This window comes from Acidobacteriota bacterium (assembly GCA_039028635.1).
Lineage (GTDB): Bacteria > Acidobacteriota > Thermoanaerobaculia > Multivoradales > JBCCEF01 > JBCCEF01.
The window spans coordinates 1-23,363 of the sequence record JBCCHV010000013.1 but is presented as its reverse complement, the minus strand read 5'-3'; the positions used below and the strand labels follow the sequence as shown (position 1 = coordinate 23,363).

The following is a 23,363-nucleotide window of genomic DNA, read 5'->3' as shown; positions in this document are numbered from 1 at the left end:
TTCAAATCGGACCTCAGCCGTCGCCGTCCACCGTCTGGACAATGGCGTCATGGGCGAGGGTGAGATGGCCACTAACGGCGACTCGGTCGGCTTCCTTCAAGCCTTCCAGTACCTCCACCCAATCTCCATCGCGGGCGCCGGTCCGAAGATAGCTCCAACGAGCTCGCCCATCGACGATCCGAAAGGCGACTTCGCGGCCTTCCCGATCGAGGACCGCCGCCCGTGGCACCAGCAAGCGATCTCGGAGCAACCGAGTCTCGATCTGGACGGCAGCGAAGAGACCGGGTAAGAGGCGTCCCTCACGGTTGGAGATCGCAACGGCCAATCGTCCCGTCCCAGTCTCCGGATCGACCGCCGGGTTGATGCTGTGAATCGTCCCCCCAAGCCGAAGATCGCCGAGCGACGGCAACCGAATCTCTGCCGAAGCGCCGGTGGCCAGGCGCACCAGATCTTCTTCCAGAACCTCGACCTCGACCTTGAGTCGTGAGTCGTCGAGCAGGGTCATGCAGGCCTCGCCCACCGCGACTCGCTGTCCCTCCTCGACGAGGAGGTCGGCGATCCGACCGAAGAAGGGAGCCCGAACGCGAGTCCTCTGCAGCGAAAGCTGGGCTCGCTCAACCCGCTGCTCCGCTTGAGCCAAACCGCTGGTGGCCGCTTGCACATCCTGACGATGCTCGCCCCTCAGCAAGTCGAGGGCTTGCTGCTTTTGCTCGCTGCGCCGCAGCTCCTGACGCGACACCAGTCCTTTTTCGAACAGCCGCTCGGTCTCCTGATGCTCCCGCATAGCAGAGTCGGCCTGTGGGGAAGGAACCGCCACCTCATCGAGGGCATACTCGCCGCCGTACTCGACCGCGAACTCGGCCCGCGCCCGGAGTAACTCAGTGCGCGCCTCCTCGAGCTCGAGACGAGCGTCGCGATCATCGAGCTCGAGAAGCGTTGTACCGGCCTCGACCCAGTCTCCTTCGTCGACCCGGCGACGAACGATCTGCCCCGCCGCTGGAGCACTGACCTCGACTCGGCGCCAGGCTTGCAGGTGGCCCGTCGCCTCCGTCCGCAACGACAGGTCGGCCCGAACAACCTCGCCGGCTTCGACGAGCACCGCGGCATCTCCGCCGTCACCCTCTGACGCAGGCTCCGCCAAGGGCAGGCTGACGGTAGGCCCGAAAGGAAGAACTCCGAGCCATACTCCCCCTGCCCCCCCGATCAGCACCAGGAGGAAGAGAGCGAACCAGCGGCCTCTCGATCTATTCGACATCGCGCACGAGAAGATTACACGAATCGCATAGATGAATGATAACGCAAGCTCGGAGAGCGATCTCGGACGCGGAGCCCCCTCCGGCCATCAATGACCTCTCGCGGCATGGTGCTCAGCCCACTCCTGCCAGCCCCCCGGGAAGACCAACACCCTTCGGCACCCTCTCGAACGGAGCAATGCTGCGGCAACCCCGGCGGCATCGCACTCCGGACTTCCGCAGTACACGATGGCCATTCGATTGTGCAGATCATGCCGGGCGATGAAATCGTCGCTCGCCTCGGAAAGGGAGAAGTGCACGGCTCCGGGAATGTGCCCCAACTGGTACTGGAGCTCGAAGCGAGCATCGATCAGGACGACTTCGGGATCACCGACCGCAGCCCGAACGTCGTCGAGCCCGACGATCATCGGCAGGCCCGAGAGCCCTCGCTGACAGCCGGTACTGACGAGGAGCACCACCAGTAGCAACCCCGCGAACCGCCCGCCGTAGCTCAGGCGCAAGGTTCCAGGAGCTGCTGCACCCGATCGATGAAGCGCCGGTCCCGCTTGTCGAAGCGGGCCGGGAAATGCGCCCCCAAGGCCCGACCACTGGCCTCGTCGAGCAGCACCAGGACCGGTGTTCCGGATAGCCCCATCGATGCCAATGCACCCCTGACATCTCCCACATGGCTCACCGGGAAGGCCGGCCGGAGGTCGCGATCGAGAGTCCGTCGAGCCAGAGGATCACCAATGTTCGCAAAACCTTCCACCTGCAGAGCAACACCGCGTTGATCGGCGTACTCGAGAAGACTGTGCAACTTCTCGACTTCCGCCTGGACACAAGAGATGCAGTCGCTCGCCAGAGAGAAGTAGAGCTGTAGCCTCAGGGGGCGTAGAGCGGGCTCGGCGCTCTCTGATTGCAGAGGCTCTTCGGCCCGCGGCACACAGGTGCCGACTAATTGCGCCGAAGCAGCCAGGAGGTCCACCTCGCCACGCTCGAGATCGGCACCATGGGCCGCCTTCTCGATCGCAGCACTACGCCCGCGAAGCATCTGATTCTGGTAGATCAAGACCCCGTTCAGCACGAGCAGGACGAGTGCCGCTCCCAGCCAGCCGTTCACCGCCTCAGCCCGCCTGCACCTGGGCCTTGAAGAGGGTGACGCCGTCGCTGTAGTAGAGGTCACCTTGCCCGTCGAACGCTAGGGCCGTCGCACGGTGCACCGGAAGCGTGAAGGCCTTGCCGAGAAGACGGCCATCGGGGGCGAACTTGAACACATCGTTGCCGCGCTTCCAGTCTTCCGGATTGCTGTAGATGACGTAGAGATTGCCCTCGGGATCGGTCGCGCAGCGACGGGTCACGAGGATCTCGGGAACGACCTCGCCATCTTCTTCGACCGGAAAGTCCCAGTCGAGCTCGCGAGACATGCTGATGACGGTATTCCCCGAATCGTCGATCTTCTCGATCTTGTCGAGCAACATGTAGACGATCCAAGTGCCGTCGGCCGTCGGACACTGCAAATTGTGGCTGCGCAAGAAGTCGAGCCTCTCCGCCATTCTCCCGGCTTCCTTGAGAGGCTCCGCCGCCTGGAGGTCTTGGCCATAGCGATAAACGAAGTGGCCGTCCGGAACGAACCTACGCCCGACCATCAAATGATCTCCATGGGCGAAAACGTAGGAGGGAGTCGCCACCTCGCTGAGCCGGACCGGATCGAGAGGCTCACCATCCTCGCTGAATACCTCGACCCGACCGTTGCCTTCGTTCGCCACCAAGACCTTGCCCTGAAACCAGGCCAGACTACGACTTCCGGCAAGCTCACCGGGGCCTTGTCCCTTGGCCCCGAAACGACCCATGATCTCGCCTTTGTCAGCATCGATCTTCGTAATCGTCTGGTCCCGAAAATCGAGCCCGTAGAGATTTCCAGCATCGTCGAAGTCGATACCCATGAGGGTCGAGAAGTACATGTCGTCGCCATCGACGGAGCCAAGCTCCCATTGCGGAATGAGCTGCTCTTCTAGTCCAGGCACTGTCCCTGCCCCGGCGTTTCGAACTACAGACACACCTTCGGACAGCTCCACTGAAACGCCCTCCGAACAACCTACCAAGAGCCAGGGAACCATTGCGAGGAGCGCCAGACTATGCTTCACCATGACACGACAACCTCTCAAATTTTAAAATTTAACATTTATTATTATATGCATATCGCATCGCCGACGCAAGAGCCTCCTGGGCAGGACGGCTCACCACATTGGGATGATCGAAGTTGTCGAAGACGAACGGCGAATCCGTGGGGGATTGAAGCCAATCCCCCACGGGGTGGTGCTAGCGAGGAACTAGCACTCGTAGCCGTAGCGGCCCCACATACAGGCACACCACTGGCCATCCTCTTCGAAGTAATCGTCATAACGATCCGTGCAGGGCGTGTTGCTTTCTGCAACCTGTACGGTCGCACCCATGACGCCGAAATTGAGAGCCAGAGTGGCTACCATGGCAAAGGCGAGGCCAAGATTACGAAGCTTCTTCACGATAAACCTCCTCGTTCAGTTGCACCCCGGCGGGACACCCGCACCGAAGCGCCTGCCGAGGTTCAAGGCACTCCGGTCTATATCGGAATACCAAAAAAACTAAATTCAAAATTTTAATTTGTCAAATTACAAGTATATGCGCATGTTAATCCTTGAAGACTGGTCCTCAGAGAGCACATCCCAAGACACACAACCGGCCCTGACGAGCTCTCCTGATCCCTCAGTCAGCCTAGAAGGCGTGATTCAGCGAGCCTCGATCTCGCGCCCTGGGCAAAGGCTCCGGAGGACCAACGGCATCTGTTAGCCTGAGCGCATGTCGATTGGGCGATGTCTCCTGCGGAGAGCCTGCACCGGAGCGGCGACCGCCAGCCTGATCATTCTGGCGTCGACAGTCGACGCCGGCAGCTACGAGTTCGAGATCTTCGAGGTTCCGGGAGCCCCGATCACCGGTGGCCGGGGGATCAACGACACCGGTTGCGAAGCCGGCTACTACCAGACCGATGCCAGCGATTTCTCGACCGCCCACGCGATTAGGCGCTGTGCGGGGACCATCGTCGACATCGATCCACCGACCTCCATCGGCGACCGCCGCGCTTTCGACATCAACGACGCCGGCGTCGTCGTCGGCTCGGCCCTGCGCTCGAGTGGTCAGGACGGTTTCGAGCTCATCGGCGGCCTGTACAGCTGGGTGGAGTATCCCGGAGCGGATCAGACGGTGATTCGCGGCGTCAACAATCTTGGGGAAATCGTCGGCGAATACGAGGGATCTGACGGCATTCGACACGCCTTCGCGCGACTCGGAGGCACCCTGATCAACGTCGATGTTCCGGGGGCCGCCGAGTCCCGCGCCCGCGGCATCAACGACCTGGGCGAGATCGTCGGCCACTACGACGACACCACCGGCTCGCGCCACGGATTTCGGCGCAGCACCGCCGGTGCCTACTCGACTCTCGATTTTCCCGGCGCCGTTTCGACCGTGACCGGCGGCATCAACAACACCGGGGATGTCGTCGGCACCTACTTCGACGCTGGCGGATCTCCCCATGGGTTTGTCTGGACGGCTGGCGTCTTCGAGCCCTGCGACGTTCCGGGAGCCGCCGGCACTCTGTCGGTGGGCATCAACGAAGCAGGCCGGCTCACCGGCGAGTTCGTCGATGCCAAGGGCACCCGACGCGGCTTCGTCGCCATTCCGATTCTGTTCGAGGACGGCTTCGAGTCCGGCAACACCAACGCTTGGTCGATGACCGTGCCCTGACTTTCAGGCAAAGCGCGGAAATCTCAGGACGAACCGATACGCAGGCGGTAGGGATAGCCCGCCAAGTCGAGCCTTGCGTCCTGGTCTCCGTCGAGGTGCACCTCGGTCGCGAAAACCTCCGCGGGGACCTTTCTCTCCGGAAGCCAAAGCCGCTGCCGCGTCACCAGCACCAGGTGGCGATGCTCGTCCCCGAGCTGGGCGAAGTGGGCCGTGGGTTCGTAGCGCAGCTCGAGGCCGAGCCCACGGCGGATCTCTTCGATCGCCGCCGTCATGTCGTCGACCACCAATCCGGCGTGGTTGACGGAGAGCAGATGACGGCGGTCGAAGGGCCCTTCCTGCCGATCGCCAAGGCGATCTCGGGTGATCACTTCGAGGATATTGCCAGCCGGATCCGCAAAGTAGGCGGCACGACGTTGCGGCCGCCGGAAGTGAAACTCGTCCCGCCCATCCGGATGAACCAACAAGGGCGTGCGCTCGGCGAGCCAGACCTTGGCCGATGCCAGCAGGTTGGAAGGAATCGACCAAGCCAGGTGGTAGATCGGCTGAGTGCCCTCGGGAGCGGTCGAGAATTCGATCTCAGTCCCTCCGGCCTGGACCCTCAGTCGATCTTTGGTTCGGCCAATCGAGAAGCCGAGCGCTTCGCCGTAGAAGCGCGCTTGGGCGTCGAGATCGGTGGCTTGGAGGCGCAAACTCAAGATGCCCCGAGCGGTGGAGGCCGGAGCATCCGGAACCTCTGCGGCCTCGGTCGTCCAGCGGTCGATCCGCCACCATGCGCCAATCGTCGCCGCTGCCACGCCGGACAGGAACGTGCGGCGCCCGCAATGCAACTCGGACCAGCGATCGGAGTCCGATCGCAGTGGAGAGCACTTCGCTGGCGTTGGGCTCACGGCTTCCTCCAGAAACCGGAACGGATCCCTCTTACCGTCGCACCTTGGCCGCTCGAGAACACCTTAGAGAGGCTATCCACCAGCTACGGCGACTCGCCGGCCGCATCGTCCAAGCCGTCCAAAATCGCCAACCCTCGTTCGATCGAGCCACGGCCTGCTCGTACTCGAAACCGTGTTTCGACATCGAACTCAGCGAGGGCCGTAGTCGATAGCTCTTCGAAGAGCTTGTTGAGGCTGATTCCGTACCGTCTGGCCATGAGCTTCAAGCGCTCGTGTTTCTCGTCGGGGAGTCGGACAGTGATCGTCGCCATGGCTATGAGTCCTTGGTCAGCTCTTCGGGCCGCAGAATTCGAAGCTGTGAAAATCGAAGCTCGCCGCTTCGGAGATGACGAACATTCTTAGTGACGATCGCGTCAGCTCCGGACGCGATCGCAAGCTCGAGGAGGTGGTGGTCAGCCTCGTCCACCAAGCTCGGACGCCATCGGTAGTAGACCGTCGTCCAGGTGCAGACACTTGCAAAGGCGTCGAGCAATTCCTCGACTTCTCTCTGGTCCAGGCGCGACTGCTCCAAGATCGAGGGACGGCTAACGACCGATTCGTACTCCAAGAAGAGCGACGTCCCCATCGCAGGCAGCAGCTCTCGAACCAAACTGCGCCGGAGCACTTCCCGGCTCGCACTTCCTTCGTGGCCAAGGATGGCGCTTACGAAGACGCTTGTGTCAATGACCACGCGCACCCAATCATGATAGCGCATACGACAGCATATTCTCGCCGATCTCCAGCAGACGAACCTCTGAGCTCAGCCGGACGGCCGCGGCTCCTCCTCCCCCGAGGACTACGATTGCTCGCGCAGAAGCTCCCGCAAGCGATCGAGGATCGCCCGCCAGGCCGCCTTGTGGGTCTCGAGGCTGTCCCGATCCGGCAGGTTGGTGTGCCGCAAGGCGATCCCTGAGCGCCCATCAGGGCGGGAACGCAGGTCGAGCTCGATCACGGTCTTGCGCAATCGGTAGCGAAGGCGTCGGCGACCCTCGGAGACCTTCAGACCAGGATCCTCGATCGCGCTGCGCAAGCTCTCGGCTTCTTCCGTTCCCAGCTCAGCGAGCCAGTGGACGGATCCCGGTTCACCTTCCAGCACCCTGGCGGCCGATTCGAGACTCGCCGGCAGCACCCGGGTCGCCGAGGTCTGGTACTTCCCCGAGGAGAGCTGGCCGACTTCGCGCAGTCCATGGGCGCGTTCGTAGGCTACGGTGATCGCCTGGCAGTACCAGGCGGAGACCCCATGCTCTTCGCGGAGGTGTCGAGCGGCCGCCGTGTGCCCTTCGCGCCGGGCTCCGAAGCGATCGAGAACACCAAACCAGTGGTCGAATCCGTGGCCGGTCTTCTCCCGGCAGCGTTCGTCGCTCACGGCACCGGTGGCGCTGCTCTTGCGGGCTTTGTCGGCGGTCGCTTCGGTGCGCGCCTGGCGCTCGGCATCGAGCTGCGCCACGACGTGACGGCGGGCGGCGGCGTAGCTTTCCCCGGTGCGCTCGGCACGGGCACGGATTTTGGCTTTGAGTTTGCGGGCGTCGGTCATCGTCATCGTCCTTTCCACGAGACTCAACCCTTCCGTCGCTGACTGGATCCCGCTCTGGAGAACGTGACGCGTGTCCTGCGGCTCGAGGTGTTGGTGACCCCTTTGCCCCTTGCGTGAGCTCGGCGACGGCGAGCTGTCAGGGGTTGGGCGTTGAGCTGGCGCCGCGGAAAGGGTGGCATACGGGGCGCTGGGAGGTCAAATCTCTCGAGCCAGAGTGGACGCGGCTCCGCGAGGCCAGTTGCCTCCGCCAGCTCTCCGAGAAGCAGCAGAATTTCGCCGCATCGCCAGGGCGCCTACCGAACCGGGTTGTCGCTGAACGGAGGGTAAAGCGCGCGAGTCGCCGGAATGCTGGAGGATCTGCCGCTCCGCCAAGTCGCCCGCGAGAACGAGCTCGGACTCCGAACCGGCCCGTTACGGGCGCAGGCACAACTCGCTACGCTCAAACAAATGCCTCCGCTTTTCCTCCACGGGCCGGCAATCTCGGACTTCAAAGAAAAGTGCCCGCGGGCTCAGGCTCCGCTAGAGATCCCTCAGCATCCCGGCTCACCGGTGAGGTGACCCCACAAGGGCCCGCATCCGCCGCAAGTTCACCCTTAGGAGTTCAACCTGAGCTGCGGTCCTCAGTCTCGATGCGCACTCTGCACTTCACTCGCTTCCGTCAATTCGCACCCCTGCGGCAAGGGACGAGAGCGACCGAGCAAACTTGTCGACGCCAGGCTAGAGTTTCAATCCGCACCCCGACGGCAGGGGCGAGGCGGACGCTCGACCGGATCTCCTACCCGCAGCTCCCGTTTCAATCCGCGCCCCTGCGAGAGAAGCGAGCCGGCGTGGAACCGTGGTCTTTCAACCACCCCCACTTGTTTCAATCCGCGCCCCTGCGAGAGGGGCGAGGGGCTCCGCCAAGACTGCGCGCGAGCTCATCCGCGAGGTTTCAATCCGCGCCCCTGCGAGAGGGGCGAGGAGGCTTCACCTCGATCCCCACGCCGCCGACCGTCAGGTTTCAATCCGCGCCCCTGCGAGAGGGGCGAGCGTCGGGAGGGGCTTGGGCCATCACTGTAGGCCGAGTTTCAATCCGCGCCCCTGCGGGAGGGGCGAGGCTTTTCTCTCTAGCCCTTGAGAGGCGAGTGATTGTTTCAATCCGCGCCCCTGCGGGAGGGGCGAGACACCAGAGTCGGAGACGACTACGACAAGGTAGGAGTTTCAATCCGCGCCCCTGCGGGAGGGGCGAGGTTCAACATCATCGCCGGCCGCGCCTACATCACGTTTCAATCCGCGCCCCTGCGGGAGGGGCGAGGACGTCGAGCTGCCCGGGCGTCGGACTCGACAGCGAGTTTCAATCCGCGCCCCTGCGGGAGGGGCGAGCCGATTCGCCCTGAGCTGAGTGAGGGTCTTCAAGGGTTTCAATCCGCGCCCCTGCGGGAGGGGCGAGGCTCCTGGTTCAACCACGTCCGCGGGTGGGGAGTGTTTCAATCCGCGCCCCTGCGGGAGGGGCGAGCGGGCTCCTTCGCCTCGGCCTTGCGGCTCTCACGGTAGTTTCAATCCGCGCCCCTGCGGGAGGGGCGAGAGGATCTTTGTAACTGCCTACAGATCAGTAGCTTAGAACACCGTTTCCGCGAACCTCTGATTCTGGCTTCAGTTCCGCACCCGGGACGTCACGCGGGGGTTCTGCAAGCTCATTGACCTCAGCCACTTACAAGATCCGCGAACCTCCCGGGATTTCTGTGGGCACTTGGGGTTGGCGCAGGATCGGCGGGCGGGTGACCGATGGTTCGGGCGCTGATAGGGGGCCGGAGGGCGGGACCGGGGCGCGGTCTGGCGGCGCGCCCCGGCTGGTGGTGGCGGAGGGTCTTTCGATGGGGTCCGGGTGGGCTCGCCGGTTACTGCAGGGGCGAGTATTCGGTGGCGGTCATGAGCCGGGAGGTGACTCGCTTGACGACTTTGCCGCCTTTCTCGGAGTCGGCCTTGATCTTGGGCCAGGTCGGATCGGAGAAGACGGCATGCCAGATCTGGTCACGGGCTTCGCGGCTCGGGAAGGCGACGATGTAGATGAGGGTGTTTTCGGCGTTGTTGCCGTCGACGGGGGTCCAGAAGGCGACGACTTCGGCGCCGTGTTTGCGCAGCAGGGCGATGCTGTGGTCGGCGAAGCGGGTGTTGAGGGCCTCGAGACGGCCTTCGTAGGTGATGTAGGTGCGGAGCTCGAAGACTTTGCCGGAATCCTGAGCCGCCGCCGACGTGGTGGTGACGATGCCGGCGGCGAGGGCCGTGGCGAGTAGGCCATGGAAGAGGGGACTGGTCATCGCGGTTCTCCCGAGTCGGTTCGACCTGTTGAGGAAGACCGCCCATGACGCTCTCCCGTGAAATTCAGTCTTGCAGGGCTGCACCGTGGGTAGAAATCCAAGGACGACAATCTTCACGCCGAATACGACACCGCGCGAAGGCTCTTCTCGGGTTCGAGTGACGCCGAGCCCCTCATGCTGTTATGTTGATCTATGAATGACAGCAGCGGAGGCGCCATGAGCACGACCCGAAAAATCGACCGGCAGCCGCACCCTCGCAAGGGCAGAATCTTGGGGCTGTCGTCCGCCCTCCTGCTGTCGACGGCGGGCCTGCTCGTGGCCCAGGTCCCCAACCCGCAGTTGGCGGCGTTGCCGGACGGCCAATGGTCGGCCCTGCCGAGCTCGGCGATGACCAGTGTCGGCGCCATGGACATCGCTTGCTGCGATTACTCGATCGGATGTGAGCTGCCGGGAATCTTCTCCTACTCCGGCGCCACGCTGGACACCGATCGCCGGCGCATCGTGCTGTGGGGCGGCGGTCACAACGACTACTTCGGCAACCAGCTACTGGCCTTCGATCTCAACGATCTCTCCTGGGACCTGGTGACGCCCCCGACGTCCGTCTGCCAGTTCTCCACCACCCCCGGCTATCGCTACCTGAACGGCGACCCGGTGTCGCGGCACACCTACGACCACCTCGACTACATCGAGCACCTCGGCCTGTTCTTCGCCTACTCCGGCGCCACCGCCGACGCTCCGCCGTTCAACAACGGCAGCTCCTACGGCGATCTCTGGACCTTCGACTTCGAAAGCGCAGCCTGGACCGACCGCACGGCCTTGCAGAGCGGCGACATCGACTACTGGCTGTCCCAGCCGGGGGCCTCCGGCGAGTACGACCCGCAGGCCGATCTCTGGTTCCAGCTCAGTGCCCAAGGAATCTGGAGCCTCGACTTTTCGAACCACGCCTGGTCCTTGGTCAACGACGACGGTCCCCCGGGCATCGAGCGGGTCAGCGTTCTCGACCCGACGCGGCGCTGGATCTGGAGCTACGGCGGGGACTACGGGGGCGACGACAATCTCTCGGCCTACGACATCGATCGCAATCAGTTCCGCATCGTTTCGGCCGAGAATCTACCTGGCAACACCTCCGGCGCGGGACTGGCCTACGATGCCGTCAACGATCAGCTGGTGCTGTTCGGCGGCAGCGCCAGTGGCAGCGTCTTCAACTACGACATCGAGGGCGCAACCTGGACCGAGTACGCCCCCTCCGGGGGGCCCAACGGCTCGCCGGTCTACGGCCGCGTTCTCTATGACGAGGTGAACAACGTCTTCTTCCTGATCGACAGCGTCGAGCGGGTTTGGGTGTGGAAGAACACCCTCGGCAACTCGAGTTCGATCTTCAGCGATGGCTTCGAGTCGGGCGATCTCGAAGGCTGGGACGGCAGCAGCTCCTGAGCTCTACGCGCCAGGACCGTCGGCCGGCTTGGTCGTCGGCCGCGGCGCCGGCGGCGGCTCGCCATGGTCTCGCCCCTCGGCCTCGGGGGCCGGAGACAAGACCCGCAGGGTGAGAACGATCAGCGCTCCCGCCAGCAGCAGAGCCCCCGCCGTCCACCAACGCGAACGAGCGGTCAGGTAGAAACAAAGGACGAGCGCCAGGACGAGGCCCACGAGGCCGCCGACCATCACGCCCCCCAGGAAGTCCGCGAGCTGATCCCAGCCCATACCGCGACGGGGCACGAACAGACGCACGAACAGACCGCCGACGAGCATGCCGAAGAGCCCTCCCAGAGGCACCAGGACGAGCGCCGAGAGGACTTGCGAGAGGGTCTTTCCCTGAGGCTTCTGCATCGCCACAGTCTCTGACGAAGCCAGGGCGAGATCAACCGTCGAGCTCGGCGAGGGCTCGACGGGAGGCGGCGAGGTCGGCATCGTCGGCAGGATAGACCGCCTGCCGAATCGCCACCGACTCGGCCAACAGCTTCCGCGCCTCATCCCGGCGACCGCGCTGCCGCTCGGCCCTTCCGAGATGGAAGGCCGCTTCCGCGACCAGCGGATGGCGATCTCCAAGCACCTTCCGCAGCGTCGCCAAGGCCTCCTCCAGGGAGGTGACGCCTTCCTCCAGATCCTCGACAAGCAGGGCTCGCCCCAGCAGGAGGAGGGTCTCGGCAACCACCCGGGAAGGGCCTGATGCCTGGTTCTTGCTCGCCGTCTGACGCTCGATGGTCAGGGCGCCGCGCAGGTGGGCCACGGCTTCGGCACCGCGGTCGGCTTCGAGATAGACGATGCCGAAGGCGCGCTCCGTGCGCAGACGGGAGCGATGGTCCGGCGGCAGCAGGCGGCCCTGAATCTCGGCCACGGCACGCAACTCGTCGACGGCCGCCGTCAGCTCGCCTCGAGCCGCCAAGGCAAGTGCCAGCTCGGTGCGACAGGAAACCGGAAGCGGCTGCTCGGGCCCCTGCTCGGCAACCGCGATCGCCCGACTCCGGCGAGCCGTTTCGACGGCCAGATCGGCCTTCCCGGCGAGACGCAGGACGCGGGCACGAGTTCGCACGATCTGGGCCAGGGTCAAGCGATCATCAACTGTTTCCGCCAACTGCAAGGCGCGTTCGCTCTCGTTCAGAGCCTCCTCCCAGCGATGACGCAAGACCAGCTCAAAGATCAGATTGCGGCGGGCACTGAGGGGCCGAGCGTGCTTTGATCCGAGGCCGGAATCGAGAACGTCGATGGCATCGCGGAAGGTTCCCTCCGCCTCGGCCCAACTCGGCAGGTTGCGGTGCACCAAGCCGAGGTTGTTGAGGGCCGATCCCCGCAGCACCGGGTTGTCCGTCTCGAACAGCTCGAGGGCGCGCTCGAGGGGAGCGAGGGACTCGGCATATTTACGCCGGGTCAGCAGCATCACCGCCAAGTTGTTGGCGGAATAGGCTTCATCCATTCGCGCCTCGGGGGTCCGAAGCCGGCGAGTGTTGCGCTCACGCACAGCCAACCCAGAGCGATGGATCCTCTCGGCCTCTTCGAAGCGCTCGGCGCTCCAGTAGAGATTGCCAAGGTTGCTGTAGGCCCGAGCCAGCAGCTCGGGATCGACGTCGGGATCGGCTTGGCGGGCGGTCAAAACCGACTGCAGCAAGACCTCCGCTTCGTCATAGCGTCCCAGCCGCCGAAGCAGCACACCCATTTCGCTTTCGCTCTCGATCACCTCCGGATGACCCGCGCCATGGTGCCGCCGACGGAGCGCCAGCGCCTCGCCGATCACTTCCGCGGCGGCGTAGAGCTCATCGAGCCGGAGGTAGATGGCACCGATGCTGTGCAGAAAGCGGGCTCGCGCCAGGGGCTGATCGGCGAGGTCCTCGCGCAAGCGCAGCGTCCCCTGATCGAGCAGGTCACGGACGGTGAAGACCTCACCGGAGGCGGCCTCGGGGTTGCCACTTTCGAAGAGGTCGACCAGAAACTGGCGCACCTGCTCCGACTCGGCCAAGGCCTGCTGCGCCCGATGGGCTTCGATGGAACGAGCGATCAGTCCTCCCACCAGCGCAACCAGGAGGAGAAACCCCGCCACCACCACGGTGCGGTGGCGGCGGGCGAAGCGACCGGCCACATAAGCGCGATTGGGCAGCCGAGCCTCGACCGGACGCCTCGCGCGGTGACGCTCGATCTCGGCCAGCAGCTCACTGACCGACCCGAAGCGGTCCTTCGGGTCGCGGGCGATGGCCTTGAGCACGATGGCGTCGAGATCACCAGCGACGTGACGCCGAAGGTGCGGAGCTCCCAGTCCGCGACGCTCGGCGACGGCTTCGGACCGGATCGCCGGCAGGCCCGCAAACCGCTGGCTGGGAGCCAAGGGTTCCTGCTCCGTCACCTGACGCATGAAGGCCAGAAAGCTCTGTCGACTCTCGCTCGAGAACGGCAGCACCCCCACCAGCAGCTCATAGAGGATCAGGCCCAGGGAGTAGACATCGGTGCGAGCACCGAGTCCTCGGCGACCTTCGGCCGATAGCGCCTCGGGACTGATGTAGGGCGGCGATCCGAGAACCAGCTCGGCCGACTCGCTGGTGACCGGATCGCCGAGCGCCCGCGCGATACCGAAGTCGATCACCTTGGCCACCGCCTCGCCATCGATCGAGGTCACCAGCACGTTGCTGGGCTTGAGATCGCAATGCAAAATCCCCTTCTCGTGGGCGTGCTGAGTTCCCGCGCAGACGCCGCGAAAGATCTGCAAGCGCTCGGTGAGGGAGAGGCGTTCGCGATCGCACCAGGCGGTGATCGGGAAACCTTCGACCCACTCCATCGCAACGTAAGGGGCTTCGCCGGTGCTACCGACCTCGTAGAGGGCCGCAATGTTGGGGTGATTGAGACGGGCCAGGGTTTGAGACTCGCGCGCGAAGCGACGCTTCGAGGAGCCTGCGAAGAGGCCGCGCATCACCTTCAGGGCTACCTTGCGCTCGACCGGCTCGACCTGCTGCGCCAGGTAGACGGTCCCCATGCCACCCTGGCCGAGGGCTTCGAGAACGCGATAGGGACCGATGCTCGAGGGCAAGGACACGCCCCGCGAAGAGGTGCCTCCCGCGGAGAGATTGCCGACCGTCAGACCGCTCAAGCGCTCCGCGGCGAGTTGCTCCGGAGCAGGCACCGCGAGAAAGCCCTCGGCTTCCTGGCTGCGACCAACGGCCAGCAGCGACTCGACCTCCAGCCGCAGAGCGGCGTCGTCACCACAGACCGAGTCGAGAAAGGAAGCCTGCGCCTCGCCCTCGAGCTCGAGGGCATCGCCAACGATCTCGGAGATGCGGTCGCCGGACTGCTCTCGGCTCATCCTTCGATCTCCTAGCAGGCTGCTGAAAAAGTCCGCTTCGCGACTTTTTCAGCGCTGCTAGCTATTTGTTTCGAGAGGGGCTACGCGCCCCTCTCCGGCCCGGGAGCAGGCTGCCGACGACATTTTCAGCAGCCTGCTAGAGACTCCCCAGGCTGGTCATGCTATCGCGGCCGCGAGGACGTTCGACTCGCCCTGGACAGACGTCCGTCGACTCAAGAGAAAGGCCCAGGACTCCTCGAGAGGTGTCCTGGGCCGGAAGGGCGTCGGGATCCGTAAGCGGCGAGGCGCCGTCACGGATCAAACGGTCATCGCCCGCCTAGAACCGGAACTTCGCCGACAGCGTGATGTTGCGCCCCGGCAGCGGGGCGAAGTTCTTCAGGAACGAGGTGTGCGAGCGCGCCTCCTCGTCCGTCAGATTGCGACCGCGCAGCAGCAGATCGAGGATCTGGTTACCGAACAGGACTCGGTAGCCCAGGCTGGCGTGAACCATGGTGTAGCCATCGGTACCGGTCTCGTTGACGGCGACATCCGTCTGGTCGTCGACCCAGCGCACCTCGGCAGCGGCGTTCCAGCGCTCACTGTGGTAGTGCACTCCGCCGCCGAGACGCATCGGCGGAATGCGCGGCAGGTTGCCACCGGCGTCGAGCTCGGCGTCGACCATGTCGCCCATCAGGCTGAGGTGAACATGGTGATCATCTTGCTCGAAAAGCTCGATGCGTCCCTTGAGCTCGGCACCTTCGAAAACCGCGTCTTCCTGCGAGTAGACCACCACCGGGAAGCCCTCATCGAAATCCCCGGTGAAGCCCTGGAAGATGAAGTCCGAGAAGTCCTGGCGGAAGAGAGTCAGCTCGCCCGAGACGACATCTCCATCTGCCCGCAAGGACACATCGACTCCCAGCCCGACTTCCTCTTCGAGGGTCGGATCGCCGATCTCGAAGGTCCGAGTGGCGACGTGCAGCCCATCCGAGAAGAGCTCCTCGGCCGCCGGCAGCTTCACCGAACGCGCCACCGAAGCGGCGAGGGAGAAGACTTCGTTGGCCTGCCACACCAGGCCGACCGAAGCGCTCAGCCCATCGTGGGAGCGCGAGGCGTTGAAGGCGGGATCGACGTCCTGGCTCTCGAAGCGGGCTCCGAACTGCCAGTTGACGTCACCGGCGGCGTACTCCTGCAGCGTGAACACTCCCCAGCGCTGGGTGGTGGTGGGCTCCAAGAAGGCCTCCTCGCCGATCGCTTCCAGGTCGCGGTCCGAGAACTGCAGCCCGAAGGAGCCGCGATGGCGACCGCGCTGTTCCTGCACCAGCTCGAGGCGGGTCTCGAGGTAGTCGTTGAAGAACAGCGTACCGATCTCGTCGCCTTCGAGCTCCGCATGCTCGTAATCGGTGGTGCCGAGGCGGAACTTGAAGGCCTGGAAGCCGGAGAAGGGATCGATCACCTGACCTTGCAGGTCGAGGCGGCGCTGCTCCATATCGATGCGCACGATCTCCTCTTCTTCCTCATGCTCCTCTTCTTCGTGCTCCTCTTCTTCGTGCTCTTCGCCCTCTTCCCCGTGGCCGTGGCCACCGGGCAAGCCGTATTCGGTGTCGAAACCGCTGACGGAGACTCCGAAGAAGCCGCGATTACCGAAGAAGTAGGTCACACCGGCGCGGGCACTGCGCGTCTCGATGTCGCTGTTGGGCACGGTGCCGAAGGGATTCTCCTCTTCGTGCTCTTCGTGGCCCTCCTCTTCGTGCTCTTCCTCGTGCTCCTCTTCTTCGGCGTTGGCGAAGCCGGGAATCTCGTAGTCATCGGTCTCGCGACCGGTGGCGGCGACGTTCCACGCCCAGTTGCCACTGCCGCCCTCGAGCAGCAGCGAGCCCTGACGCTCGTCGGCACCGGTGCCACCGCGCACCTCGACGCTGCCGTGGACTCCCGTGGTTCCGCGCACCGAGGGAACTCGCTCGTCGATGACGTTGACCACACCACCGATGGCGCTCGAGCCATAAAGCAGGGTGCCCGGACCGCGGACCACCTCGATTCGCTCGGCCTGAGCCGGCTCGGCGGTGACGGCGTGATCGACACTGACCCCGGAAACGTCGCCGGTACCGATACCGCCCTCCAGCATGCGAACGCGGTCACCGGTCAAGCCTCGAATGATCGGCCGGCTCGCTCCCGGACCGAAGAAGGTCGAGTGAATGCCCGCCTCCTGCCCGAGGGTCTCGCCGAGGGTCGCTTCGAGGCGCTCCTCGAGCTCTTGGCCACTGATGCTGGTGGTCGGCGAAGCGAGCTCGAAGAGGCCGCGAGCATCGCTCGTCGCCGTCACCGAGATCTCTTCCGAGTGGCTGCCGGCCTTGAGCTCCACCTCGACCGTCGATTCTTCACCGGCGCGCACTTCGACCCGCTCGGCGACCACGCCGAGGGTCGGCACCCGAACCTCGAGAATGTAGGAACCCGGACGGACGGACCCAAAGCGGAAGGAACCGTCGGCGGCCACGTCGACCTTGAGGCCGAGATCGGGAATTCGAGCCGTCGACAGGATGAAGTCGTGGTCGTGAGTAGGGGTCACGCGCCCGGTGAGGCTACCGGTCTCCTGCGCGACGAGGGCAATGGGAAACAGCAGGCTGAACGACAAGGTGGCGAGACCCAACAGAAAGACGATGGGTCGGCGAGCCGAAAGACAGAAAATCGACATCTCTATGAATCCTTTGGCGCGAGCCGTCATGAGACGACCGGCAACGGGTCTTTTTCCTGGAATGCACGGCATCACCACACCGGTAAGCCGTCCGCGAATGGCGCTCCTCGCAGGGGACGCTTGGGGGTCGAGGAAAAGGACTTAGTGGGGAGGGGGACCGCGATTGGTGTGACTGGACCAGGGCCGCAGGACCCAGGAGTCGACACCCGAGACAACGAGGACTTCGGGGTTCGAGGCCGGGCTACCGACGGCAAGCCCAGGCGCGGCAGCCAGACGGTGAGCGCCCATCCGGCAACCGAGACAGCGGTGCTCATGGCTATCGCCGGCGGCCGTCCAGCCGGCCCCGGGCTCCTCGCCCAGGCCGCTGTCGTGATCGGCGGCGCAGTGGCGAACAGCATAGTCAGCGCCGGCCGCGTGATCGTGGCCGACCAACTCCGCCGAAGAGGCGAAGACCAACGCCAAGGCCAGGCAGAACGCCCAAATGGTCCTCATCGCCGGGGATTATATCCAAGCAAAGGCAGGACTTGCAGCCCTAATGAGAAAAACATGTCATTATCGATAGCTTTTCCAGGACTTCGGACACGTGAGAATTCTCGGGCTCCTCGCCTCGCTGGACTCGGATCGCAGACCGCCTCCGGAACCCCATTCCGGAAGCGACCACGGGCGAACGCCCCTGGAGGCTCGCTCACCTCTCGACGGCACTGAGCGCGGCCCTCACCGCGTCATCTATCTCCTGGTCACCGTACGGTCCTCACCGGGTTGACAGTTCAAGGACGACCTGAGAACGAAGGTCCCGGCCCCTGCCGGCGCCGCCGGCTTCTCGACCTCGAAACGACGGCTTCAGACCGGACGCTCTCCTGGGAGCACCCGGCCTCTTGGTGCCTTCGCCTCGCCGTCCTGGGCGATCGCAATTCCGTCCAAGACCTCACCATCGAGCCTCCCGAGAATGGCCAGGAAATCTGGCCCACGAAAGGAGAACATCGATGTCGAAGCAGCACCTCCATCACCCGAATTCCAGACCACTCGTCGCCCCGCTCCTCGCCCTTCTCAGCCTGGCCATAGCGCCCTTCGCCCTCGCCTACTCCCCGAGCCACCCGGTGGGAGTCAGCGATCCCGAGCGCGCCCTGCTGAGAAGCGCCGAGCAGGTCGATGTGGTCGATCTCTACTCCGGTGCCCTGTCGGTCACGATTCCGATCGGCCCCTGGAGTCTGACCTACAACAGCAACCTGTGGCAGTACGAAACCCTCCCCGACGACACCATCGTGGCGAGCCCGGACCGCAACAAGACGGCCGGCTTCGGATGGCATCTGGGCTGGGGTGAGGTCTACCATCCGGAGGCGTCCTACAACGGCACCGGCCGGTGGCTCTACGTAGGAGCCGACGGCGGCCGCCACGTCTTCTACGACAAGCTCCACCGCGACGACGGGGACGATGGCGACGACGGCACCAAACAGGTCTTCTATACCCGCGACGGCAGCTACCTGCGGCTGCGGCTCAGTCCCTGCTCCGTCGAGATCGAGTCGCCGGACGGCACGACCCAGAAGTTTGTCGGCACCTGCGGTCCGCAGAGCCCTCTGCGATTGACCAAAGTGTGGAACGCCTTCGGATCGGAAAGCGACCCCGATCTCACCATCACCTATGGCGCCGATCCCAGCACCCCGGGCACGGACGACACCCTGCGCACCGTCGTCGACCGCTACGGCCTGACCCACCGGGTCTACCTCGCCGACCAAATCGGCGGAGCTCCGATCCACTACCTCCACCGCATCGTGACGCGGGTCGAGATCGACTCCTTCGGCGCCACGCCGGCGGTCTACGACTTCCACTACCGAGAGGTTCAGGTGGATGTCGGTTGCAAGGACACGTCGCCGTCCACGGATCCTCGCATCCCCCTTCCGCACCTGACCGCAGTCGACTTCCCGGACGGCAGCTCCTTCGCGATGGAAGAGGCTGGCCAGCTCCTCTATTACAACCAGTGCGAGTCGATCGGCGGCCGGCAAGTCGAGGACCTGCCCGGAGTTCTGCGGGGCCTGAACCTGCCGACCGGCGGCAAGATCCGCTGGGACTTCGAAGAGCGGGAGTTCCCGCCCAACGAATCGAACTCGGTGTTCAACTCCACCGCGTCGGTCAAGGAACGCCGCCTCTACGACGCCGGGCCGATCAGCTCCCAGAGCGAGCTCGGCGTCTGGAAATACAAGTGGACGGCAATTCCGGCGCTGCCCTCGGGAGTGCCGGGAGAGCCCCATGATCCCGAGATGCACATCGAGGTGGTCTACCCGACGAACGACTGCAGCAAGCACTTCTTCAACGCCATCTATTGGGTCGATCCGGTGAACTCCCTGGGACGCCCACGGGGCTGGGAAACGGGTTTGCCCTTCGCCTACAGTCGGGAGAGTGCCGATGGCTCGCTCTACCTGTCTTCGGAGTTCTGGAGCGACCACGACGGCAGCGACGGCTGCGCTGGCAACCTCGAACGCTCCACCTACCTGCGCTTCCGCCGCGACACCACCCCGGGCCAGGGCACCGAGGTCTATCCCCAAGTCGACTGGCACAACACCAACCGCCAGGTGGAAGCGCAGCGGGTGGTCTTTCACGACCCCACCGGTGATCGCCAAATGGACACGGTGTGGAGCGAGTACGACGGCCTGGGACACTTTCGCCGCGAGGTCACCACCGGCAACTTCTGGGCCGGCTCGAGCCATGGCGAGCGGCGCGAGACCAGCATCGGCTTCAACCGCTCGACCGGCACCTATCCCGGCAGCTATGCGCCGGTCCACATCAGCGAGCCCTGGGTGCTCGGGATCTTCGACTCGACGGAGGTCTACGAGCCGGACGCCCACGGCCAGCAGCGCGCCCGCAGCGAGTTCCACTTCGAGTCGGATACCGGCTTTCTAACCTGCCAGCGGGCGCTCGCCGCCGGCGCTGTCCGCAGCTCCCGGGATCTGCTGACGGTGCGCTCTCGGGACGCCCGCGGCCGAGTCACCGACCAGCGCCACTACGGCAGCGACCGGCAGCCCCTGTCCACCAGCGGCGGCGGCTGCGGCTCGGTTCCCGCTCAGCCGGCCTACTGGCTGAGCCACGAGTACGACTCCCAGAGCCCCGCCCACCTGCGCAGCCGAGCGCGAACCTCGGCGGGAGGCAACGGCCCATTCCTGCTCTACGACGTCGATGTCGAGGCCGGAACCGGACTGGTCCTGGCGGAGCGCGATCCGTCCGGCTTCGAGCGCCGCTACACCTACGACACCCTCGGCCGGCCCCTCACCGTCACTCCCGACGCCGGGGCCCGCACCGAGTACGCCTACGTCATCGCCTCGGCCAGCAACGGGCCGCGCTTCACCACCACCCAAATCTCCCCCACCAGCGGCGCCGTCCTGGCGCAGAGTCACCGCATCTTCGACGCCCTCGGTCGCTTGGCCGACGAGCGACGCCTCCTGCCGGGCAATATCTGGTCTTCCCGCGAGCGCCAGCACAACGCCCGCGGCTGGATGACCTCGATCTCCGAGTGGGGGGCCTGGAACGAGACCAAGCCGAGCACCAAATACCTCAGCTTCGACCCCTTCGGCCGAGCCAGCGTCATCCGTCCGCCGAATGGATCGACCCACGACCTCAAGGTGCAGCGCATCGCCGAGTGGAAGGTCAAGCGCAAGACCAAGCTGGCCCTCGCCGGTGGCGAAACCTACGTGCCGCGGATTTTCGAGTACGACCGCTACGGCCGCTTGCGCACGGTGCGCGAGCGGTCGGGCGCCGGCGGAGCCTTGGTTCCCACCACCTACCGCTACGACGTTGGCGGCCGGTTGACGTCGGCGACCACCACCAGCGGCGGCACCACCCAGGTGCGCAACTTCTCCTACGACAACCGCGGTTTCCTGCTCTCGGAGACGGTGCCCGAAAAGGGCACCGCCGGCAATGGCACCCTCTACTACCGCGAATACGATGCCCTCGGCCTCGCCCATCGGCGCGACGACGGCCCCAACAGCCACGCCCTGACCTACGACCTGATGGGGCGCTTGCGGACGGTCCGAGACCGCAACGCCGCATCGCGCCTGCTGCGCGAGCTGCAGTGGGATGGTGTGGTCGCCGCCAGCCGCGGCCAGCTGTGGATCGCCAAGGAATACAACTACCTCGATCTACCCTGGAACGGCACCGGCGAGGAGCCGGTCATCGTCCAGCAGACCTTCTCCTACGATGGCCTCGCCAACGCCGTGTCGCAGAAGACGACTCAGTTGCTGTGGAGCAGTCCCAGCGTCCGTTTCCGCCAGGGTTACACCTACAGCGAGCTCGGTCAGGTGGCGAGCCGCGACTTTCCGCGTTGCGATCTGCCGGTCACCTGCACCGGCCCGGCCGCCAACGGCCGCGTCGTGACCTACAAGTACGACAGCGGCCGGCTGACCGAGGTTCCGGGTTGGGCACGCTCCATCACCTACCACCCGAGCGGCGTGTGGAAGGAGATCGAGCACGCCAACGGAGTGCGCGACCACCAGGACATCGACCCGAGCTTCCGCCGGCGTCCGCAACGCCTCTACACCAGCGCGGTCACTCCGGGCTTCGACAGCGGCACCATGACCTACGACGGCGCCGGCAATCTCAAAACGATGGGCAGCCATGCCTTCACCTATGACAAAGCCCGTCGCCTGGCCCGGGCTTCCTACCTGTCGGGAGCCTTCGACCAGAGCTACACCTACGATCCCTTCGGCAACCTCACGGCGGTGGACGGCTACACCACCGGCGAACGCTCACTGCCCGTCAACCCGCAGACCAACCGCCTGAGCGGCGCGAGCTACGACGCCGCCGGCAACCTCCTGCAGCCGCCACCGTCGTCGTCCATCCCGGCCTGGCAGTTCACCTACGACACCTCCAACCGACTGGTCGGTCAGGGCAACCAACGCTACCTCTACGACGCCTTCGGGGAGCGCACGATGCAGATCGCCGCCGATGCGACGATGGCTGGTGGCGCCTTCTTCCTGCGCGATCTCGACCAACGGTTCATCACCAAGATCACCCTCGACGGCGATCGCTGGCTACGCGACCGTGACTACATCTACGCCGGCAGCCGCCTGCTCGCCCGCGCCTCGACGGACACCTTCGCCGACCGCGACTTCCACCTCGACCACCTCGGCAGCGTGCGACTGGTCACCCACGGTGTCGCCATGAAGCGGGCGGCTGGTACCTACCGCGACGAGCACTTCTTCTTTCCCTACGGCGAGCGCGAAGGCGGCAGCGCCAACTTCGAGGACTCACCCCTGTTCACCGGCCACGAGCGCGACGGCTCCACCGGCGCCGACTACATGCACGCCCGGCACTACCTGTGGAGCCTCGGCCGGTTCCTGAGCGTCGACCCGGTGGTGGGCGTCACGAGCCAGCCGCAGAGCCTCAACCGCTATGCCTACACCCTGGGCAACCCAATCAACCGCACCGACCCGACAGGCCTGAGCTCGATACTGGTCTGCTACCACGATGGCGAGAGAGTCGAGTGCTTCTACAGCGACGACGAGATCGTCGATGGCGGGCGCGGCGGCGGCACCGGAGACAACGGCTTCATCGATGGAACCCGCTACTACGACGGCAACGCCCGTCCGCCGGGCACTATCCGGCGCGACTGGGGTGACGGACCGCGCAACGGCAACGGCGGCGGCGGCGGCCCGGACGAGCCGGTCGATCCGGATCCGGAGGATCCAGACGAGCCCGAGACGGGCGAGGACAAGAACATCGTGGCCTGCACCTTCGCTACCCTCTACTACACCTGGCCCGTCGCCCAGTTCGAGCATCTCGTCATGGGCGGAATCTCGGCAGCCGGAGCTATGGCCGGCTCTGCTGTCGGGGACGTCGTCATGAGCCCCTTCCGGTTGGTGCCGGAGATCAACCAGCAGCACACTGCGAAGCTCGGCCAGCCACCGGGCTCCATCGCACCGATCTTCATGTCCACTGGATGGCCGGCTTTTCAGGAAATCATGAACGCCTTCCAGGAAGGACACCACGCTGCCTCCGCCGAGTGCAGCAACGAGCACTGAAGCCATCGGGCTGCCGGGAGCTTCGCCCTCCCGGCCGCCCCCCCCCCCCCCCCCCCCCCCGCCCCGCCCCCCCACCCCACACCCCGGAAAAAACCCCAGCGGGCCCCCAACGCCACGCCACCACCCCCCACCCCCCCC

General features: G+C 65.1%; 17 protein-coding genes and 1 CRISPR repeat array. Of the genes, 4 read left to right on the top strand and 13 right to left on the bottom strand.

The window, feature by feature from the left end; all coding sequences use genetic code 11:
- Nucleotides 1-13 precede the first annotated feature (13 nt).
- Nucleotides 14-1,099 carry an efflux RND transporter periplasmic adaptor subunit gene (locus AAF604_07605; GenBank protein MEM7049506.1) on the bottom strand — a complete coding sequence of 362 codons (1,086 nt, stop codon included), beginning with the start codon at nt 1,097-1,099 and terminating at the stop codon, nt 14-16.
- 405 nt (nt 1,100-1,504) lie between these two features.
- On the opposite strand from AAF604_07605, the gene AAF604_07600 reads away from it, so the two are divergent.
- Nucleotides 1,505-1,717, top strand: a complete 213-nt coding sequence (locus AAF604_07600; protein ID MEM7049505.1) for a hypothetical protein — start codon at nt 1,505-1,507, stop codon at nt 1,715-1,717.
- A gap of 26 nt (nt 1,718-1,743) precedes the next feature.
- Here AAF604_07600 and AAF604_07595 read toward each other — a convergent pair whose 3' ends face one another.
- The 3 genes from AAF604_07595 to AAF604_07585 all read right to left on the bottom strand — a co-directional run bounded on the left by AAF604_07595 (nt 1,744) and on the right by AAF604_07585 (nt 3,754).
- Complete coding sequence (locus tag AAF604_07595) at nt 1,744-2,352, bottom strand: hypothetical protein (protein MEM7049504.1); 609 nt, start codon at nt 2,350-2,352, stop codon at nt 1,744-1,746.
- 4 nt (nt 2,353-2,356) lie between these two features.
- Nucleotides 2,357-3,256 (bottom strand): hypothetical protein, encoded by a 900-nt coding sequence (locus tag AAF604_07590; protein MEM7049503.1) that lies wholly within the window; start codon nt 3,254-3,256, stop codon nt 2,357-2,359.
- 306 nt (nt 3,257-3,562) lie between these two features.
- The gene (locus AAF604_07585) at nt 3,563-3,754 is read right to left on the bottom strand and encodes a hypothetical protein (protein ID MEM7049502.1); all 192 of its coding nucleotides are present in this window, start codon (nt 3,752-3,754) and stop codon (nt 3,563-3,565) included.
- 313 nt (nt 3,755-4,067) lie between these two features.
- Here AAF604_07585 and AAF604_07580 point away from each other — a divergent pair, with 313 nt between their 5' ends.
- Nucleotides 4,068-5,009, top strand: a complete 942-nt coding sequence (locus AAF604_07580) for a hypothetical protein (protein ID MEM7049501.1) — start codon at nt 4,068-4,070, stop codon at nt 5,007-5,009.
- Nucleotides 5,010-5,032: 23 nt separating this feature from the next.
- On the opposite strand, the gene AAF604_07575 is transcribed toward AAF604_07580, so the two are convergent.
- The 5 genes from AAF604_07575 to AAF604_07555 form a co-directional block, all read right to left on the bottom strand.
- The gene (locus tag AAF604_07575; protein MEM7049500.1) at nt 5,033-5,896 is read right to left on the bottom strand and encodes a hypothetical protein; all 864 of its coding nucleotides are present in this window, start codon (nt 5,894-5,896) and stop codon (nt 5,033-5,035) included.
- A gap of 83 nt (nt 5,897-5,979) precedes the next feature.
- Nucleotides 5,980-6,207 (bottom strand): toxin-antitoxin system HicB family antitoxin, encoded by a 228-nt coding sequence (locus AAF604_07570; GenBank protein ID MEM7049499.1) that lies wholly within the window; start codon nt 6,205-6,207, stop codon nt 5,980-5,982.
- 2 nt (nt 6,208-6,209) lie between these two features.
- Complete coding sequence (locus AAF604_07565) at nt 6,210-6,650, bottom strand: putative toxin-antitoxin system toxin component, PIN family (GenBank protein MEM7049498.1); 441 nt, start codon at nt 6,648-6,650, stop codon at nt 6,210-6,212.
- Nucleotides 6,651-6,731: 81 nt separating this feature from the next.
- Nucleotides 6,732-7,475, bottom strand: coding sequence for a hypothetical protein (locus AAF604_07560; GenBank protein MEM7049497.1), 744 nt, complete (start codon nt 7,473-7,475; stop codon nt 6,732-6,734).
- A 649-nt stretch (nt 7,476-8,124) separates the two neighbouring features.
- Nucleotides 8,125-9,033: direct repeats of the CRISPR family, unit length 32 nt; unit sequence GTTTCAATCCGCGCCCCTGCGGGAGGGGCGAG.
- Nucleotides 9,034-9,346: 313 nt separating this feature from the next.
- Entirely contained in the window at nt 9,347-9,766 is a 420-nt protein-coding gene (locus AAF604_07555) for an NIPSNAP family protein (GenBank protein MEM7049496.1), read from the bottom strand.
- Between the two features lie 216 nt (nt 9,767-9,982).
- On the opposite strand from AAF604_07555, the gene AAF604_07550 reads away from it, so the two are divergent.
- A complete protein-coding gene (locus tag AAF604_07550) occupies nt 9,983-11,200 on the top strand; it encodes a hypothetical protein (GenBank protein ID MEM7049495.1) in 1,218 nt (405 codons plus the stop codon).
- A gap of 3 nt (nt 11,201-11,203) precedes the next feature.
- Here AAF604_07550 and AAF604_07545 read toward each other — a convergent pair whose 3' ends face one another.
- The 4 genes from AAF604_07545 to AAF604_07530 form a co-directional block, all read right to left on the bottom strand.
- Nucleotides 11,204-11,593 (bottom strand): hypothetical protein, encoded by a 390-nt coding sequence (locus tag AAF604_07545; protein ID MEM7049494.1) that lies wholly within the window; start codon nt 11,591-11,593, stop codon nt 11,204-11,206.
- A 31-nt stretch (nt 11,594-11,624) separates the two neighbouring features.
- On the bottom strand, nt 11,625-14,549 hold the full coding sequence (locus AAF604_07540) for a serine/threonine-protein kinase (protein ID MEM7049493.1): 2,925 nt from the start codon (nt 14,547-14,549) through the stop codon (nt 11,625-11,627).
- A gap of 316 nt (nt 14,550-14,865) precedes the next feature.
- Complete coding sequence (locus tag AAF604_07535; protein ID MEM7049492.1) at nt 14,866-17,217, bottom strand: TonB-dependent receptor; 2,352 nt, start codon at nt 17,215-17,217, stop codon at nt 14,866-14,868.
- 141 nt (nt 17,218-17,358) lie between these two features.
- Nucleotides 17,359-17,709: a hypothetical protein gene (locus AAF604_07530; GenBank protein ID MEM7049491.1), complete on the bottom strand. Its 351-nt coding sequence runs from the start codon at nt 17,707-17,709 to the stop codon at nt 17,359-17,361.
- A gap of 491 nt (nt 17,710-18,200) precedes the next feature.
- Here AAF604_07530 and AAF604_07525 point away from each other — a divergent pair, with 491 nt between their 5' ends.
- Nucleotides 18,201-23,225 (top strand): RHS repeat-associated core domain-containing protein, encoded by a 5,025-nt coding sequence (locus AAF604_07525; GenBank protein MEM7049490.1) that lies wholly within the window; start codon nt 18,201-18,203, stop codon nt 23,223-23,225.
- The last annotated feature ends 138 nt before the right edge of the window (nt 23,226-23,363 follow it).